This window comes from Synechococcus sp. M16CYN (assembly GCF_040371545.1).
Lineage (GTDB): Bacteria > Cyanobacteriota > Cyanobacteriia > PCC-6307 > Cyanobiaceae > Parasynechococcus.
Window position 1 is genome coordinate 237,225 of record NZ_AP029048.1, and the last position, 18,202, is coordinate 255,426.

The 18,202-nt window shown below is 48.7% G+C and carries 17 protein-coding genes and 1 pseudogene; 11 read left to right on the top strand and 7 right to left on the bottom strand.

Annotated features, from left to right (window positions below):
* Positions 1–35 precede the first annotated feature (35 nt).
* Positions 36–1,928, bottom strand: coding sequence for a molecular chaperone DnaK (gene dnaK / locus ABWV55_RS01045; protein ID WP_353291922.1), 1,893 nt, complete (start codon positions 1,926–1,928; stop codon positions 36–38).
* A gap of 115 nt (positions 1,929–2,043) precedes the next feature.
* Here dnaK and ABWV55_RS01050 point away from each other — a divergent pair, with 115 nt between their 5' ends.
* The 3 genes from ABWV55_RS01050 (at position 2,044) to rpsF (ending at position 3,879) form a co-directional block, all read left to right on the top strand.
* Positions 2,044–2,916 (top strand): shikimate dehydrogenase, encoded by an 873-nt coding sequence (locus ABWV55_RS01050; RefSeq protein ID WP_353291923.1) that lies wholly within the window; start codon positions 2,044–2,046, stop codon positions 2,914–2,916.
* Between the two features lie 31 nt (positions 2,917–2,947).
* On the top strand, positions 2,948–3,424 hold the full coding sequence (locus ABWV55_RS01055; RefSeq protein ID WP_353291924.1) for a Tic20 family protein: 477 nt from the start codon (positions 2,948–2,950) through the stop codon (positions 3,422–3,424).
* 83 nt (positions 3,425–3,507) lie between these two features.
* Complete coding sequence (gene rpsF, locus ABWV55_RS01060; RefSeq protein WP_353291925.1) at positions 3,508–3,879, top strand: 30S ribosomal protein S6; 372 nt, start codon at positions 3,508–3,510, stop codon at positions 3,877–3,879.
* Between the two features lie 184 nt (positions 3,880–4,063).
* On the opposite strand, the gene ABWV55_RS01065 is transcribed toward rpsF, so the two are convergent.
* A complete protein-coding gene (locus ABWV55_RS01065) occupies positions 4,064–5,275 on the bottom strand; it encodes an argininosuccinate synthase (RefSeq protein WP_353291926.1) in 1,212 nt (403 codons plus the stop codon).
* Positions 5,275–5,508 (bottom strand): hypothetical protein, encoded by a 234-nt coding sequence (locus tag ABWV55_RS01070; protein ID WP_353291927.1) that lies wholly within the window; start codon positions 5,506–5,508, stop codon positions 5,275–5,277. Before ABWV55_RS01070 ends, ABWV55_RS01065 begins: the two co-directional genes overlap by 1 nt.
* A 59-nt stretch (positions 5,509–5,567) precedes the next feature.
* Between ABWV55_RS01070 and ABWV55_RS01075 the strand changes: the two genes are divergently transcribed.
* The 4 genes from ABWV55_RS01075 (at position 5,568) to ABWV55_RS01090 (ending at position 7,436) form a co-directional block, all read left to right on the top strand.
* Positions 5,568–5,837 (top strand): DUF3134 domain-containing protein, encoded by a 270-nt coding sequence (locus tag ABWV55_RS01075; protein WP_353291928.1) that lies wholly within the window; start codon positions 5,568–5,570, stop codon positions 5,835–5,837.
* A 70-nt stretch (positions 5,838–5,907) separates the two neighbouring features.
* Positions 5,908–7,014 (top strand): phospho-N-acetylmuramoyl-pentapeptide-transferase, encoded by a 1,107-nt coding sequence (mraY, locus tag ABWV55_RS01080; RefSeq protein ID WP_353291929.1) that lies wholly within the window; start codon positions 5,908–5,910, stop codon positions 7,012–7,014.
* 6 nt (positions 7,015–7,020) lie between these two features.
* Positions 7,021–7,269, top strand: coding sequence for a hypothetical protein (locus tag ABWV55_RS01085; protein WP_353291930.1), 249 nt, complete (start codon positions 7,021–7,023; stop codon positions 7,267–7,269).
* The gene (locus ABWV55_RS01090; RefSeq protein WP_353291931.1) at positions 7,269–7,436 is read left to right on the top strand and encodes a hypothetical protein; all 168 of its coding nucleotides are present in this window, start codon (positions 7,269–7,271) and stop codon (positions 7,434–7,436) included. Before ABWV55_RS01085 ends, ABWV55_RS01090 begins: the two co-directional genes overlap by 1 nt.
* Positions 7,437–7,720: 284 nt before the next feature.
* Here ABWV55_RS01090 and ABWV55_RS01095 read toward each other — a convergent pair.
* The 3 genes and pseudogenes from ABWV55_RS01095 to ABWV55_RS01105 all read right to left on the bottom strand — a co-directional run.
* Positions 7,721–9,052: pseudogene (locus ABWV55_RS01095) on the bottom strand (glycosyltransferase); the annotation flags it as partial.
* A gap of 1,451 nt (positions 9,053–10,503) precedes the next feature.
* Complete coding sequence (gene uvrA, locus ABWV55_RS01100; RefSeq protein WP_353291932.1) at positions 10,504–13,479, bottom strand: excinuclease ABC subunit UvrA; 2,976 nt, start codon at positions 13,477–13,479, stop codon at positions 10,504–10,506.
* Between the two features lie 46 nt (positions 13,480–13,525).
* Positions 13,526–13,678: a hypothetical protein gene (locus ABWV55_RS01105; protein ID WP_353291933.1), complete on the bottom strand. Its 153-nt coding sequence runs from the start codon at positions 13,676–13,678 to the stop codon at positions 13,526–13,528.
* Positions 13,679–14,013: 335 nt separating this feature from the next.
* Here ABWV55_RS01105 and ABWV55_RS01110 point away from each other — a divergent pair, with 335 nt between their 5' ends.
* Positions 14,014–14,169 (top strand): hypothetical protein, encoded by a 156-nt coding sequence (locus tag ABWV55_RS01110; protein ID WP_353291934.1) that lies wholly within the window; start codon positions 14,014–14,016, stop codon positions 14,167–14,169.
* A 127-nt stretch (positions 14,170–14,296) separates the two neighbouring features.
* On the opposite strand, the gene ABWV55_RS01115 is transcribed toward ABWV55_RS01110, so the two are convergent.
* Positions 14,297–14,554 (bottom strand): hypothetical protein, encoded by a 258-nt coding sequence (locus tag ABWV55_RS01115; protein WP_353291935.1) that lies wholly within the window; start codon positions 14,552–14,554, stop codon positions 14,297–14,299.
* Here ABWV55_RS01115 and ABWV55_RS01120 point away from each other — a divergent pair.
* The 3 genes from ABWV55_RS01120 to thrC all read left to right on the top strand — a co-directional run bounded on the left by ABWV55_RS01120 (position 14,554) and on the right by thrC (position 18,182).
* A complete protein-coding gene (locus ABWV55_RS01120) occupies positions 14,554–16,416 on the top strand; it encodes an AarF/UbiB family protein (RefSeq protein ID WP_353291936.1) in 1,863 nt (620 codons plus the stop codon). The two genes, ABWV55_RS01115 and ABWV55_RS01120, sit on opposite strands and share 1 nt — an antisense overlap.
* A gap of 55 nt (positions 16,417–16,471) precedes the next feature.
* Positions 16,472–17,023 (top strand): alpha/beta hydrolase, encoded by a 552-nt coding sequence (locus ABWV55_RS01125; protein ID WP_353291937.1) that lies wholly within the window; start codon positions 16,472–16,474, stop codon positions 17,021–17,023.
* A 100-nt stretch (positions 17,024–17,123) separates the two neighbouring features.
* Positions 17,124–18,182, top strand: a complete 1,059-nt coding sequence (gene thrC, locus ABWV55_RS01130; protein ID WP_353292785.1) for a threonine synthase — start codon at positions 17,124–17,126, stop codon at positions 18,180–18,182.
* Positions 18,183–18,202: the final 20 nt, after the last annotated feature.

Here is an 18,202-nt window from a genome sequence, read left to right on the forward strand (position 1 = left end):
TGGAAAAAATAATTAAAATAACCAAAAAAATTGCTTTACTTTGTTTCAGTGAATTCTGCATCAATGACATCATCTGAATCACTGCCGTTACCGACATTACCTTCAGACTTGACATCTCCCGCCTGAGCATCCTTCTGATAAACAGAAGCGCCTACAGTATAGAGCTCCTGCTGCAGTTCCTCCAGTAATGTTTTCATTACACTGTAATCTTTTTGCTCAACGGCGTTTTTAAGCTTCACACGCTTGTCTTCAAGCTTTGCTTTGGCGTCAGCATCAATTTTATCTCCTAACTCTCCAATTTGCTTCTCAGCTTGATATACAAGCGTTTCGGCTTGATTTTTCAAATCGATTCGTTCACGCTTTTCCCTGTCAGCACTAGCATTGGTCTCAGCGTCTTTAACCATTTTGTCGACCTCTAAATCAGAAAGAGTCGAGGCACCAGTAATCGAAATCGATTGTTCTTTTCCACTTCCTTTATCTTTAGCAGTTACACTAAGTATTCCATTGGCATCGATATCGAAGGTTACTTCAATTTGAGGGACCCCCCTAGGAGCAGGAGGAATGCCGTCAAGGCGGAAGGTTCCAAGAGACTTATTGTCGGACGCCATTTCACGCTCACCTTGGAGCACATGAATTTCAACATTGGTCTGGCCATCCACGGCAGTGGAATAAGTCTCTGATTTTTTGGTGGGGACCGTGGTGTTGCGAGCAATCATCTTGGTCATCACACCACCGAGAGTTTCTACACCTAAAGATAACGGCGTGACATCTAGAAGAAGAATGTCTTTCACTTCTCCAGCAAGAACACCACCCTGAATAGCAGCCCCAATGGCCACCACTTCATCAGGGTTGACAGTTTGATTTGGATTCTTACTGGTGGTTCTCTTGACCAAGTCAAGAACAGCAGGGATGCGAGTGGAGCCACCCACCACGACAATCTCGTCGAGTTCGCCTGAGGAAAGTTTAGCGTCTTTAAGCGCCTGCTCTACCGGAATACGGCAGCGATCAATTAGGCTGGACGCTAGTTCTTCAAATTTGGCACGTGTCAGGGTGAGATCTAAATGCCTAGGTCCTTCTGGTGTCGCCGTAATAAACGGCAGGTTGATTTCACTCTGAGTGGCACTAGACAGCTCAATCTTAGCCTTTTCGGCCGCCTCAGTAAGACGCTGCAAAGCTTGCTTATCCTGACGAAGATCAATTCCTTCGTTGGATTTAAATGTTTCGGCGAGGTGATCGACTATTACTTTATCGAAGTCATCACCACCCAGATGGGTATCACCAGAGGTTGAAAGAACTTCGAAAACTCCATCACCAACCTCGAGAACGGACACATCGAATGTGCCCCCGCCAAGATCAAAAACTAAAATTCGCTCGTTGCTCTTTTTGTCGAGACCGTAGGCTAAGGCTGCTGCTGTGGGCTCGTTGATGATGCGGAGCACCTCGAGACCAGCAATTTTTCCCGCATCTTTTGTTGCTTGGCGTTGGGAATCGTTGAAGTAAGCGGGAACAGTAATTACTGCTTGGGTAATCGTTTCACCAAGATATTTACCAGCATCCTCTGCTAACTTTCTTAACACTTGGGCCGATACTTCCTCGGGTGCGAATTGTTTGTCCAGAGCCGGACACTTCACCTTCACATTGGAGCCAGATTTTTCTACCCCATAGCTCACTTCTTTTTGTTCTCCGCTTACCTCATCGACGCGGCGACCGATAAAACGCTTGACCGAATAAAAAGTATTATCCGGATTCATCACTGCCTGACGTTTAGCTATCTGACCGACAAGTCGATCCTGATTCTTTGTGTAGGCAACTACAGAGGGCGTTGTTCGGAAGCCCTCGGCATTAGCGATGACGGTGGGTTTGCCACCTTCCATCACGGATACGCAGCTATTCGTGGTACCTAGGTCAATACCGACAACTTTGCCCATTAGTGCCCACCTTCTAAAACGTTGATTTAAACAATGTCATCCTCATCAAGAGATCTCAAGAGAGGCGAGGTGGGGTTCCCGAACAGACAAGCTGGAGAAGCGATCCAGCGGCTAGATGATCAACGGCGGTACAGGCCTAGTAGGACTGATCGGCAATCCAGTGCGGCATTCCCTATCGCCGGCAATGCATAACGCTGCACTCAAGGCATTGGGACTGGATTGGTGCTATCTAGCCCTACCCTGTAAGAATTTATATCTCGGCGAGGTTCTGCAAGGCCTTCTTCGGGTGGGTTGCCGCGGTTTGAACGTGACAGTCCCCCATAAGCAAAATGTGGCTAGTTGGTGTGAGGAGCTTAGTCCTTTGGCGCAGCGGCTTGGCGCCGTAAACACACTGGTCCCACTGGAGGAAGCCGGCGGCTGGCATGGCACCAATACCGATCAAGAAGGATTTCTCACCACCTTGGATAAGAGCTTTAAATTGCGTAACCGTCAGGCAGTTATCCTCGGCTGCGGTGGTTCTGCCCATGCCATTGCTGCTGGTTTGCAAAGTCTTGGACTGGCCTCAATCACCGTGGTCGGTCGCCGAGAAAACACTCTCCATAGATTCATTCAAAACATCCAACACGACACAGTCCCCCTCACTTCATGTCTTGAATCTAATCCAATGCTCTCTGCCGTTCTTGAGCAGGCAGACTTGGTGGTAAACACCACTCCTGTAGGCATGGCTCAATATCGCGATGCAAATGTCATGCCCTTAGGCCAAGAAATCTGGAGCAGCTTACAAGATTCCGCGATCCTCTATGATCTTATTTATACACCGAGGCCAACTGCTTGGCTCGCGTGGGGTCAAGATCACGGACATCAATGCATTGATGGATTTGAGATGTTGGTACAGCAAGGTGCTGCTTCACTTCGCTTGTGGAGCGGCATCACCGACATTCCAGTTGGGATAATGCGCCTTGCCGCTAAAACCGCGTTGGAAGCCTAGCTAGACTCGAGCCAAGTAGTCCATAATTGATATGGAAATTCCCCTTTGGCAGCGATTCCTTGCTCCGTTTATTTATCTGTTGCCATGGAGCGACGCAGTCCCATTTGGCCTTGGTTTAAATGGCCTTTTTAATCAGATTCCATTGTTGCGCTTATTGATTATTCCAGCAATTCCATTTATTCAAATCCAACGCAGCGTGCCATTCGGTGGTTTACTTCTTTTTTTCATTCTGTTTCTAGCAGCGGTCCGCAATACAAATGTTCCCTATTTCTTGCGCTTCAACGTGCTCCAAGCACTTCTGACTGACATTGTGGTGATCGTGCTTAACTTTGCTTTTAGCGTTCTATTAAAACCGGTTGCTGGAGGAAGTCTACTCATTGGAACATTATCCAGTACAGTTGTATTGAGCGTGCTTGCGATTTTAGTCTTCGTGACAGTTGAGTGTACGCGTGGACGTGAACCCGACCTACCTGCTTTAAGCCAGGCTGTACGGATGCAGTTGTACTAAGAATGGGGGGTACGCTTTAAACGATAGAGTGTTGTGCCATTGCTAACTCCAGTGAACCTGAAGTCGCCCCGTAAGTGCAGCTCATGACGCTTGATCCGTATTACGAGACCATGTATATCCTTCGCCCAGACATTCCGGAAGAGGAGGTTGAAAGCCACGTCACCAAATACCGCGACATGCTTATCGAAGCCGGTGCTGAAGTCCTCGACAATCAAATGCGAGGCAAGCGCCGCTTGGCCTACCCAATCTCCAAGCACAAAGAAGGCATCTATGTACAACTGAGCCACAACGGCGATGGCCAGCAAGTTGAGGTGCTGGAAAAAGCCATGCGCCTTAGCGAAGATGTGATCCGCTACCTTACAGTGAAGCAAGAGGGACCTCTTCCCGCTCCCCGGGTAATTACGAGTACAGAAATTCCTACTCAAGCCGCGGAAAGCCCAGTGTCTGAAACTTGAGTAAATCTACTCAATCTGTGAGTAGACGACAGGAAGGCTCAAGCTGAAGCCTTTGCTAAAAGGCCCTAAAATTGCAGTAATTAAAGTAGATAATAAATCTGAGCAAAGCGTTGCTATAGAGCAGATGGGAATTAAATGTAGACTTACGCCTGTGAAGGCTAATTCTTTGCCTCTTCCGAAACGATCAGCGTGAGGATCGCTTAGAAGCAGCCCAAAGCCGAATTGGCAATCCCCAAATATAAACGAATCCTTCTGCGGCTTGGTGATTAAATCGATCCCTACCGTCATAGGAAGCCATTTCAGGCACGTATAGGCTACTCCCACTGGAACTCCGGCCTGTAACGATTGCATTACCCTTGTGTAGCCTCAAGCGCACCACACCATTGACAGGTTGTTGTGTGCAGTCCATGAAACCGTCCAAAGCCTCTTTGAGAGGACCGAACCAGAGCCCTTGATATACCAAATCAGCCCACTGCATCTCAAGTTGGCGTTTACTCCTTAAAACATCCGCAGCGAGGGTGAGGCTTTCCAACTCTTGATGAGCCTGAATTAAAAGTAAGAGACCTGGGGTTTCATATATTTCTCTTGATTTAATCCCTACCACGCGGTCCTCAATTATATCGAGACGACCAATGCCGTGGTTTCCTGCCAAACGATTGGCCTCGCGAACCATCGCTACTGGGTCTAATCGCTGATCATTGATAAAGACAGGATTGCCGCTTTTAAAACTGATCTCAATCTCTTCAGAAGCATCTAAAGCATCGGTCACAGAACGGGTCATCGTGAATATCTCTTCTGAAGGAGCCACCATTGGATCTTCAAGAGGACCTGCCTCAATGCTCCGTCCCAGCAAATTGAGGTCGACAGAATAAGGAGTTTTCTTGCTGACCGGAGCAGGTATCCCAAAACGTTCGCCATAAGCAATTGTCTCTGCACGGCTCATTCCCCATTCCCTTGCAGGGGCCAAAACCTTGAGATCCGGCGCTAAGGATGCGATCGCCACATCAAAACGTACCTGATCATTACCCTTTCCGGTACAGCCATGGGCGACGGCATCAGCGCCCACCTCACGAGCTATCTCCACGAGTCGCTTAGCAATCAGAGGACGAGCCAAAGCCGTTGAAAGCGGATATCGACCTTCATAAAGAGCGTTCGCCCGAATTGCCGGAAAGGCGAACTCTTCGATGAATGGTTTGATGAGATCACTTACAAGAGACTGACTGGCCCCGGCATCGAGGGCTTTCTGACGTATCAACTCAAGTTCATCTCCTTGTCCGAGATCTGCTGCAAAAGTAATCACATCATCAACACCCCATTCCTGCTTCAAATAGGGTATGCACACACTGGTATCAACCCCACCGGAGTAAGCAAGCACCACCTTTTTTGCGCGGCCCATCAACGACTCTCCCGATCAAACAGGTCTGATTGTCGCGCTCCACTATCCACTCTTTGGGAGGGGGCTAGAGTGAGCCATACTGCCAGTAGAGTGGATGGCAAAAAAACAAACAACCACACAACTAAAGTAGGGGCCTGCAGGGGAAGTGGCTGCGATTTACCCCAAAAACGAAATCCCGCACTAATGGACAATGCTAGGAGCCAAATTAAACTGACCAGTAGTGGCTTGGGCATTTGATGAGTAAGCCGAGCGTGGCATATGCTGATCAACCGGTCTAAACTTATAGTGGCACATGAGTTCTCTAGTTGATACGAACGCTTTAGACAATGTCAATCCCTCTCTCACCCGGTATGGACGGAAAGATCCAGCGCCAGTGTTGCCTCTACGTGAAGAGCCTGACCTGTTGTCTTGGCTAGAAGCCAGCGGGCGGCTTGTCTCTGACGAAGAATCCGGTTCACCCGAAGTCAGCACCGTCGAAGAAGAAGAACTCTCAGCACTCATGGGTGAAAAAGAGGACTACAACAACACTGATGAGCAGAATGAAGAGCAATGGGAAGAGTAATCTAAATTGCCGTGTCTGTTGATGAAGGCTAAAGCAACTAGTCTAGTTCCAAGAACCGAGCCAATGTCCCGTGACTATCACGGAAGAACCCGAGCAATCCTGGTGGGGAAAAGGATCGGTCAGCGCAGCACTATTGACCCTTGTCATTTTCGCCTCTAGTATTGCCGCCGATAAGTGGGTTAGCAATGCTCAGCTAACCCTGCCATTGCTACTGGCAACCGTAGCTTCCATGACTGCTGCCAGCTTAGGAATTTCCCCACTCAAAGCGCTTAAAGTAAGGCAGGTCGTCTGTGAAAAGACACCAAAAGGTCATAAAAGAAAATCAGGAACGCCAACAATGGGCGGTCTACTTATTGTTCCAGTTGGCACCATTTTAGGTGGTTTAATTACCAGAGAGCCAGAAGCATCACAACAACTTCTAACAGCCTCAGGTGTAACACTGGCCTACATGGTGATTGGTGGATTTGATGATTGGTGCAGTCTTAAGCAAAGAAGCAACACGGGTCTCAGGCCGCAGAGCAAATTGCTATTGCAAACAACAGCGGCCTTGGTTTTTCTAGTCATTGCCGCCTGGCAGGGATGGATCAGCAGCACCGTATCCCTGCCCTTTGGCATAAGCCTGTCGCTTGGAATGTTGATTTGGCCGCTGGGCCTCTTCGTGTTTCTGGCTGAAAGCAATGCTACAAATCTCACTGATGGCCTGGATGGACTAGCTTCCGGCTGTGGCTCCCTGGTATTTACCGGACTAGCACTGCAACTGATGCTACGCGGTAATCACGGTAACCCAGCGCTCGCTGGTTTTTGCATGGCGATGGCGGGCGCCTGGCTCGGTTTTCTTATGCTAAACCGGAATCCAGCTCGAATTTTCATGGGCGACACGGGGTCGCTTGCAATGGGGGCAGCTCTCAGCGCTGTGGCACTGCTATCAGACAGCCTTTGGCCACTCCTTGTAATGGGCGGGGTATTCTTAGCAGAGTCTCTCTCCGTGATCATTCAAGTATCGGTATTCAAAGCTACCAAAGAAGCTAATGGACAAGGACAACGTCTCTTCCGAATGGCTCCGCTGCACCACCACTTCGAACTTGGAGGTATGAACGAACGTGTTGTAGTGCCATGTTTTTGGTTGGCTACTGTAGTTTTCGTAGTGCTGGGCTTGTTACTTCGTCCCTTGGCTTAAAACTTGATGACCTATTTTACCTGGAGGGAATCTGGTCTCACGGCAAAATGCTCCAGTCTTGAGGCCATGGCAGCACGTTTTGAGGAATCAGCTAGCTTGATGCGTAGGATGGCTAGTGAAGGGTTCTATCTGGAAAGACATGGGACACAACAGCGCATTACTCACCCAGACCCCACCGTGTTCGAAGCATGGGGATTTATTAGCGAAGAATCGCCGGTCTGCCAACTAAACTTGACTTCCGATTCCGATAATTAATGGAGGGTCTGCTCACTAAGACTGCGGCGCTATTCTCAAGCGCGGCAGCTAACCCCGATCATGTCCTGAAATGGGTGCTCGTTTATTTCGGCATCTCATCGTTAGGTTTCATGGGTGTTTGGCTAATTGGTTCCACTCAGAACACTGAACGTTCTGGGCCTAGCTAGCAAATTCTAAAAAATTGATGCTGGAAGCTAACCCGCTCGCACCCTAGAGACTTGTTTTTGTGTCAGTTTTGATCCGGCAAGACTCATTGGATCAAGTCTGACCCAAACAAACATACAGCAATTGTGTGCCGACCAAATCTGTAGCAGGGCGTGTTGTTTCAATATTTCGTAGATACATTTCCGCACGCTGTAACAGTCCGCGTTAGTGACGGACTGGGCAGAGAGGCTGTGGTTATCGACTCTGATCGTTGATTTGCTACCGGTTGAACATAAGGAATCTTGTGAATCTTGTCTTGCATTAGTGCCAGATACCGACAGACATGTGCATCCCAACTGAAATAACGACCAACGGCTTCCACACCGTTGTCACTCCAACATCGCCATCGGCGGAGATCACTACTAGCTATTTCCAAGGTTTTTTGGAGTGCACCGGAATCAGTCACATCAACCAGCAGGCCATTCTTACAACGTGCCCGAATGTCTCGTGGACCACCATCGTTCGTGGCTACCATTGGCAACCCACAGGCTGCAGCCTCAAGAAGTGTAAGACCGAAGGGTTCTGTAAGGGCAGGGTTTACGAATAAACCACCCTGGTTCACAGCCCATCGGTACAGCGCAGGGATTTGAGCGCGGCGGTGTTGCTTTGGATAAGCTACTTTTCCATAGAGGTTGAACCGATCGACAAGATCAAATACCTGCTGGAAAACTTCACGTTGTTGCTTCTCGAGCTGAGGTAAATCCTCGCGACAGCCTAGTACAAGTACCAAATTGTGATGATGCTTTAGCACTGGCGAGCGTCCGTAAGCCTCCACAAGCGCGGGAATATTTTTGCGTCGCACCGCGCGAGAAATAGCCAAAAGAGGGGGACGATCGAGATCACGCAAAAATGGCTGGAGTAGAGGTTGGATCTCAGCCAATTCCTGTGTAGAAGCACCGGGATAAAAGCGGGTGGTATCCACACCAGGTGGAATCACCTCAGACCGGTCAGTTCGAAAATGTATATAGCGGGCATACTGGTTCTCTGCCTCTTGACGGGTGCTGGTGACCACTAAATCGGCTTGCGAGAGGGCGCATTCTTCGGCATCAATGCGACGACTGATGGCATAGGTACGCTCGATTTGAGACCAATCTAAGCCGCCCTCAAGCAAACGACGCTGTTTCTCGCGACCCAAGGAATGACCTGTAAAGACCAACGGGAGTCCCGTCCGCTGACTCACTAGCGCGCCGACAAAACCAGCATCAGCGTAATGAGCGTGTATCCAATCCACACCCTCTCCTGGTTGACCTAAATGGGAAACAAGTTGATCAGCGAGTTGTTCAAGGTACGGCCAAAGCAACTCTTTTCGTAAGTAGCGCTTTGGTCCAAATGGAAAACGAAGGATACGAGCTCCTAGGCAGATCTCTTCTTCTGGCATTCCATAATCGGGGGATACATGCCGGTCACAAATCTGCCGGGTAACAACGTCAACTCGATCTACCTCAGCCCGCAAAGCCAAGCTACGAACAAGTTCAAGTACGTATAGCGTTTGGCCTCCGGTATCCGCATCACGGCCAAGTTCTGGATCTTCGGAACGGAATAGGCCGTGAAGATGCAGATGCAACAAACGAAGACCCATTCCTTGTCAATCCCAAAAAACAAACGCATGAACGAAGACGTTCAGGAGGTTTTTTTAAGAGCGAAATAAGGATTGAAAGGTGAAAAAAACATTAGAAACTTAGCTAGGATGCAGGGCAACAACCACTAAAACCCTGTTCACAACTAGTTATTGAGCAAGTGACGACCATTTCAAGGCAACTGGGTTTATGAAGTATCAGCAATCTCAAAAGCTGTTATTCACGTCGATATAGCCGACCTGTCCATCACCCCATCTGCTCCCAGAAAAGAAAGTTAGGGAAACCTCTCAATCGAGATATTCATTTGGCCAAGCCAAGATCCGGGGACGATCAAGGGTCGAACCGTATTTTTTAAAGAGAACTACACGACCCAAAACCATTAGCACCCCCACAAAAATTAGCCTATGCTTTATCTAAACAATACAGGCTTCACGAGTGAAGTAATCACTGCTAACCTTAAAGAAGCTACCAGATACCTCTCTTCATTCATAAGCAAAATTTTGGCATTCAGTAACTCAGAACTAGTGAGATCAAACAGTAGGTGTGATGTCAAAATTGACCACCGTTGTAGCTTTCTACTTTGTAGAAGTTGTTACGGCAATCCCATTGATTCTAAAAGCCAGCCAGAGTACAGCACTCAATTCTACCGCATTCTAGGTGATTTGGGTCAACACAAAGAATAAGCTGGATTCGTCATTGATCTTCTTCTGATTACTAGTTCGTGAGGAAACCGCTCACTTACAACCACCAGGTCTGTTCCCAGTGAGCACTCTTAACAAGAGTTAGCAATCACAGACTGCGTTAAAGAAGACTGGAACTTCTAGGAGGTAAACAAACGACCTCTCTAGACAATAACCATATGCCTCGGCATGGTTTGGCCCGTTATTGGCAAACAGTTCACTTCAACCCTTGAATGACTCTGGAGTACCTAACAGGCTGTGAGAAATCATTTGCTAATAGTCTGAAATATCCTGTCACTTGCTGCAAAGCAGAGAATCACAACGATCTTAACCGGTAGAAGCTCCGATTATACGGATTTTTGCGAACCCGAGCGCTTCATAAAACAGTTGATTACTTCAGACCTATAGTCAAGCTTTTCAACAAATATTTCAGAGCATTCATCGACGGACAACCGCCAACTTTGGAGCTAGAAATGATTCTCTTAAGTTCTATGCAAACGGGGTCGCCATCAAAACCTGCTCAAGCAATGCGTATAATAACCTCAGACAGAACCCTCAAAAAGCCTTTGCCTCAGTCTGAAAAGTGCCAAGAAATATGTTATCCGTCCCCTACCGAACATAAACCAGACCTAGTGATGGTTTTAATTAGCGAAGTAGCTAAGGTCCAACGCGGGTCTATTCGATAATCAAAATGAGCTAGCGTAGGCAACCCTGCTCCACCAATGCAAGCCCGAAGCAAGCCGTAGCTGACCTCCTAAGACCCCTACCTACGATCATGCCGCGATCTCCGCAGATATTCCCGGCGGATGCCGCTCAAGTACACGAGTGAGATATCTACCGGTGTGACTGCTCGAATGCTGAGAAACTTGCTCCGGTGTACCGGTCACCAATACCTCACCACCGCGATCTCCTCCCTCAGGACCGAGGTCAATCACCCAGTCGCTGCAGCGTATTACATCAAGATTGTGCTCAATACAAATAATCGAATTGCCCTTATCAACAAGACGTTGCATCACATCCATCAACTTGTGAACGTCGTAAAAACTGAGGCCCGTAGTTGGCTCGTCAATCAAATAAAGTGTCTTCCCTGTGGCACGACGGGAGAGTTCCGCTGCCAACTTGACTCGCTGAGCCTCACCTCCAGAGAGCGTAGGTGCTGGTTGGCCAAGCTTCACATAACCAAGGCCAACATCCACCAACGTGTGCAATCGATCAGCGGCCTGGGGAATCGCTGAAAACACTTCGGCGGCTTGCTCTACGGTCATCTGAAGCACATCTGCTATGGTGTGGCCCTTATACTTGGCCTGCAAAGTTTCGCGATTGAAGCGCGCCCCCTTGCAAACGTCGCACTGAACGTAAACATTGGGCAGAAAATTCATCTCGATCATGTTTACGCCCTGACCGCGACAAGATTCGCACCGACCTCCCCTAACATTGAAACTAAACTGTCCGACCTGATAGCCCCGGGCTTTTGCTTCAACGGTGGCGGCGAACGCGTGACGAATGGGATCAAACGCACCAGTGTAAGTAGCAGGGTTGGATCGTGGAGTCCTACCGATTGGACTCTGATCAACCACGATCACTTTATCGATAGATTTGATCCCGCGCAATTCGCCTAAGCCATGGGGGAAAGGTACTTTCAAACCAAGACCATTTTCAAGAGCCGAGTGAAGCAACTCATTCACTAGTGTGCTTTTGCCGCTACCGCTTACGCCGGTTACAGATACAAGACGACCCAACGGAAAGTCAACGCTGACGTTCTTGAGATTGTTACGTGTGCAATCAATCAACTGCAATCGTCGAGATCCCTCTTCTCGACGTTCGACTGGTGTGGGAATTGAACGACGACCACTGAGATAGGCCCCTGTTATAGAGTCTTTGCTGCTGAGCAAATTCTCAAAAGATCCCTCCGCAACAATTTGCCCACCATGAACCCCAGCGCCAGGACCGATGTCAACTACGTGATCTGCGGCACGAATAGTGTCCTCATCGTGCTCTACAACAACCAAAGTGTTCCCCAGGTCTCTTAAACGCTTAAGGGTGTTCAACAAACGGTCATTATCGCGCTGATGGAGACCGATACTTGGCTCGTCGAGGACGTATAGCACGCCACTCAAACCTGCACCAATTTGGGTAGCTAAACGGATCCGCTGTGCTTCACCACCGGAAAGCGTCATCGCGGGTCGATCAAGGCTCAGGTAATCAAGACCAACATCCAGAAGGAAGCGTAACCGGAATCTAATTTCTCGGAGTACTAGATCACCGATCTTCATCTGGCGATCTGTTAGCAAAGGTTCTGAACCCTTATAGGCGCCAACCCCCATTAGCCTCTCGATTCGTTCCAACGTCTGACCAACGCTGATAGAGGTGAGTTCTGGAATCCGAAACGGACCGACTTTTACTGCAAGGGCTTCAGGACGCAAACGCTGACCGGCGCAGCTAGAGCAAGGTACAAACTCTAAAAATTTTTCTAACTTCTGTCGTATCGCCTCACCGCTAGCGCCGCGGAGTTGACGTTCAAGAATCGGCAAGATTCCCTCGAAGGGACGGGTGTATCCGGTCTTTCCTTTGTCATAGCGATTATCAGCTTGAATCAATATTGGGTCACGGCTGCCATGAAGCAGCACATCCCTCTGGTCGTCGGTCAGGTCTTTCCAAGGTGTTTTGATTTCAAAGCCGAAGGCTTCGCCGACGGAATAGAGGAGTGAGAAATAGTAGCTGTTGTCCTTTTCAGCCCAAGGAGCAACTGCAGAATAAACTGGCTGGCTTGGATCTGGAACGACACGATCACAAGTAAATTTGCGAAGGTGGCCTATGCCGTGGCAGTCCTCACAAGCGCCATAGGGGCTGTTGAATGAGAACAAACGCGGAGAAAGCTCTTCAATGACGGACCCGTGAACGGCACACGCAAAATTCTCGGAGTACAGGTGCTCGCGCTCTACACCATGCGGAAGCTCTTCATCCTTTCTAGGGACCACCTCCACTAAGGCTAAACCATCCCCTCGCTTTAGCGCAGTGCGTAGGGAATCGGTGAGACGTTCCTGAATTCCCTCACGTGCTACTAAACGGTCCACCACCACTTCGATGTTATGGATCTGGTTCTTATCCAACTCAATGTTATCGGCAAGATCTCGCACCTCACCATCAACGCGAACGCGAACAAATCCTTCGGCAGTAAGCCCGCTGATCAATTTGGTGTGAGTACCCTTTTTGCCGCGAACCACAGGGGCTAAAAGCTGGTAGCGCGTCCCTTCCGGCAGCAAGAGAATCTGATCGACCATCTCGTCGATGCTTTGGGGCCGAATAGAGCGACCGCACTGCGGACAGTGGGGTTCACCTGCACGACCAAACAAAAGACGGAGATAGTCCTGAATCTCCGTGACAGTGCCTACCGTAGATCTTGGATTGTGGCTGGTTGATTTCTGATCGATTGAAATCGCTGGGGAAAGGCCTTCAATGGCATCAACATCTGGCTTATCCACCTGACCAAGAAACTGCCGCGCATAAGCCGAAAGGCTTTCAACATAACGACGCTGACCCTCAGCAAAAATGGTATCGAAGGCTAGTGAGCTTTTGCCGCTGCCACTCACACCTGTGAAGACCACTAACTTATTTCGCGGAATAGTAAGGTCAATGTTCTTGAGGTTGTGCTGGCGTGCACCACGCACCCGGATCACATCCTCCAGAGTCCCGCCGGACAGGTTCACCGGACTCGACCCGTTGACACTCTTGGTAACAGCTCGCACCATGAGGCTTCGGTCACATGCAAGCAATCCTAAGGACAATCTACATGGTTCAGGCTGTTTTTTGTTTCAGCAAACAAGCCGCAGCGTATTCACCACCCGCCAACTCAACTAATTTCTGACGCTGCTGTTGAGTATCCCGCAGTGCAACACTTGCGAGTGAGTCGCCCCATCTCTCATTTGCTTGGAGAAACAGAGATGACAATCTGCCACAGCTGCTGTTGATAGCGCCGCGCCAACAAGCGCAATAGCCCCGTTATCACTCACCCACCTGGACTGCTCACACCAATGTCAATTTCATCAGACAACGGAATGTTTGGCCGGTCTAGGACGACAATGAGAATAGTCCTCACAGTCAGAAATGAAGCGTGATACCCCCTAGCTAGACGTCTCCTCCCATGACGAAACTAGTGGCTGACCAGAATTAACTGAGAACGAGGCCTAACAGAATAGGGTGACTTTGTTCTGCCGGCTTTGAAGCCAGTAGCTCCACCCCAAAAACAAAACATTGGCCAACCCTATCGGAAGAGCCAGGCCATCTTGACAGTCTCATTCTATGGACTAAGCCAAGTGCTCCTGTTTAAGCTGATATTCCTCACCAAGACTATCAAGATCCGTTTGCTCGAGCGAATCCAACAGCCCCTCCTATTCCAATCGTTCTTGTCCGAACAGCTTGAAAAACTGGTGTCGTCCTAATGCTCCCGTTTGCGACTGAGCAACGACCCGTCGTCATCGTTGCGGTCCAACTGCCTTTCCAAATAACCACTGACGGACGGGAAACGAGAAGCTAAAGCTTAGCTTAATCTTGGCCCGTTTCCAGCCACTACGCGCTTAGTTTAAGTCCCGTTTGCTCCTTGGGCTCCTCCCGGAACCGCGTCGAAGGCATCAAGAAGAATCGATGTTTCAGCTCTAGTTTCACCAGTAAAAACTGTGAAGCCATCACAAAATCCAGCTCAAAGCTATTTATCAAGGCGATATTTTTAAGTTGAAAACCGGTCAACAAATCAAACACTGACGGTGAAAGCAACCGTAGTTGCGATCCAATTCGTTTAGAAGGGGAGGGACTACACGCCCAAAACAATGGCGGAGGAGCTCGGAGATTTTATCGAAGCGGCGGGTTTGCTCGAATACGACCCTACCGCCATCAAGCGCATCTATGCAGGCCATCCTCAACGCCTAATCCGACGTCTATGGCAGACGCTAGTTCCAATTGGCCTATTGCTTTTAGGAGTCTTCTTCGACTGGCTCTTACAACGTTTTAAAGATCAAAGACAGGCCAGAAAACGTGCCAAGGAATGTGCCGAATTGCTGGTAGATCTAGGCCCTGCTTTCATAAAAGCTGGGCAGGCCCTATCAACTCGACCTGATATTATTCCCCCTCTTCTGTTAGAGGAACTATCTCAACTCCAAGATCAACTGCCCGGCTTCGATAGCGATTTAGCGATGGCCTGCATCGAAGAAGACCTTGGAGGGCCAATTGAATCCTTTTATAAGCAACTAGATCGCAATCCGATTTCAGCAGCTTCGCTTGGTCAAGTACACCGGGGAATTCTTAAAGAGGGACAAAAGGTAGCAGTCAAGGTTCAACGTCCTGGATTACGTGAACAAATTACTCTTGACCTCTATATTGTACGTAACATTGCTGCTTGGCTCAATAAAAATGTAGGACTAATTCGTAGTGATCTCGTCGCACTAATTGATGAGCTAGGGCGACGTGTATTCGAAGAAATGGATTATCTGAATGAAGCAGCTAATGCTGAAAAATTCGCACGATTACATCAAAAAAATAATCGAATAGGAGTACCTAAAATTTATCACAAAGCCACAAGTCGTCGTATTTTGACGATGGAGTGGATTGATGGCGTAAAACTAACAAATCTTGACGCGGTCCGTGAAATGGGAATTGATCCTGATGATATAGTTGAAGTGGGAGTTAATTGTAGTCTCCAGCAATTACTAGAGCATGGCTTTTTTCATGCAGATCCACACCCGGGAAATCTTCTTGCTATGGCGGATGGGAGACTCTGCTATCTTGACTTCGGGATGATGAGTGAAGTTAGCAGAGAGTCCCGTACAGGTCTAATTCAAGCAGTTGTTCATTTGGTCAATCGCAACTTTGAAAGGCTTTCCAGGGATTTTGTTACTCTTGGCTTCCTGGCAAAAGATGTCAATCTCGAGCCAATAGCTCCTGCTTTTGAGAAGGTTTTTAGTCAGGCTATTCAAGCCGGAGTTGATCGGATGGACTTCAAAGCAGTCACCGACGACATGTCTGGTGTGATGTACAAATTTCCATTTCGAGTACCCCCCTATTACGCCCTAATTATTCGCTCTCTCGTAACTCTCGAGGGCATTGCACTAAGCGTAGATCCTGGGTTCAAAATTCTCGGGGCTGCGTACCCGTATTTCGCGCGACGTCTTATGGAAGATCCTGATCCACAACTGCGCCAGAGTCTTAAAGAAATGCTTTTCGATGGAGAAATATTCCGTTGGAGTCGATTGGAAAACCTTGTATCTAGTGCGGCTAATCAGTCTCAACTCGACCTCGACACGTTGCTAGATCAATTGCTTGATTTTCTATTTTCTCAGAAGGCTGGATTACTGCGTGATCAATTGGTAGATGCAACAGTTGATCATCTCGATGCTCTGGGCTGGTCAACGGTGCAAAGACTGGGACGACGCCTACCTAGACAACTTCAACCTGCATTTTTTATATCGAGTCATGGTAGTGCATTAAATGATCCATTGATACAACTAGAGCCAATTCGTAAACTCATAGCTGTGTTGCAATCCCTGCCGGGCTTTACTCCAAACCTTGTTATGAAACGGATGTCTCGAGTGTTTAACGAACCAAATACAAGGAGGATGAGTTTTCAAGTTGCCCAAGGTCTGGCCGAACGCGGAGTCGTTCGGCTGGTTCGCGCCGCAGCTGGAATAGCAACCTAAGTTTCGGATCGAATCTCAAAGCTGGATATCCTCAGCCAAATCGATGATAAGGACGATGCTTGCATGGTCAACTGGAATAAGCCTCACCTTGATGAACGCCATTATTCCCGGCCTGGCAGCTACAGATGTAGCGCTCGTAAGCGGAGGATTCCGTCGCTCAATTCCTGTGAAGGAGATCAAGCACTTCGCTAAAACAGGTGAGGCAGCTGGGCTATTGGGCAGTATCTTAATGTTCTCCAAGCAAGATTCAAAGGAAGTTGCTAAACTGCTTAACCGAAGATTAAACGTTCCGTTGATTCTAACGAGCCGTTTGATTAACACACAAATTGGCGAAGCAATTGTTCGTCGCGTAGCACGGGTCATCTATCCGCTCTATACACCAAAAGCAGACATAGTCATCCCAGCAATCCGTGCTGGCATTATCAATGGCCTTCAAAGCGACGAAGGACTTACGGCTGTCAGCTTCCTGACAGCCTATCCCAACCAAGTGATGGCAATCAATATATCTGCGCTATTTGCTATGATCGAAACAATGGAATCCGTGGCCGGCCTAGTAAGATCCTTTGCAGATTCTCCGCTTGATGGGTTGAAGAACAAGAACCGTTAGAGACATGTTGTCCAACGCCTCGTAGATTTCATACCATTCTGTCTAGACGCTGGTGTCCTTGCTCCAAAACCTTCGTCGGCGTTTCACGGCTAATGCTGTGATGCATAACTGGCCTGGTCTAATTGAAGCCTACAGAGGTTGGCTACCGGTCAGTGCAAAGACACCCGTCATCACTCTTCATGAAGGAGCGACACCTTTAATACCAGTTCCCTCAATCGCCGAGCGAATTGGGAAAGGCGTGCGCGTGTTTGTGAAATATGACGGTCTCAACCCCACTGGATCGTTCAAAGATCGAGGCATGACAATGGCTATTAGCAAAGCTAAGGAGGCTGGCTGTGAGGCTGTGATCTGCGCTAGTACAGGTAACACTAGCGCTGCCGCCGCTGCCTATGCCCGCCGCGGTGGGATGAGGTCTTTTGTCCTAATCCCTGATGGCTATGTTGCCCAAGGAAAGCTGGCCCAAGCCTTGATTTACGGAGCCGAAGTTCTCGCCATTCGCGGCAATTTCGATCGTGCACTCGACATTGTTCGCGAAGCGGCTGAAAAGTACCCGGTGACCTTGGTGAACTCCACTAATCCCTATCGGCTTCAAGGTCAAAAAACAGCTGCTTTTGAAATTGTGGATGCCCTTGGCTATGCTCCTGACTGGCTGTGTATTCCCATGGGCAACGCGGGAAACATTACTGCTTACTGGATGGGTTTCCAGGAATATCAACAGGGTGTTCACAATCACAAATTACCGCGAATGATGGGCTTTCAGGCCAGTGGATCAGCGCCGTTGGTTTACGACACTACCGTGGATAACCCCAATACAATCGCCACAGCAATTCGTATTGGTAATCCAGTAAATCGTGCCAAAGCTATAGACGCCCGCAACGCTAGCAACGGTGCTTTCTTCGAGGTTACTGATGCCGAGATCATCACCGCTTACCAATTTCTAAGTTGTAAAGAAGGAATCTTCTGCGAACCCGCGAGCGCGGCATCAGTAGCAGGTCTATTTAAACGAAAAGACGAAGTGCCTGCCGGCGCAACTGTGGTGTGCGTTCTCACGGGAAACGGACTAAAAGACCCTGATTGTGCCATTAATAACAACGACGCAGCTTTCCATACAAATCTCGATCCAGACCTGGACACCGTCGCAAACACGATGGGGTTTTAGCTCCAAGCAGAGATCAAGTA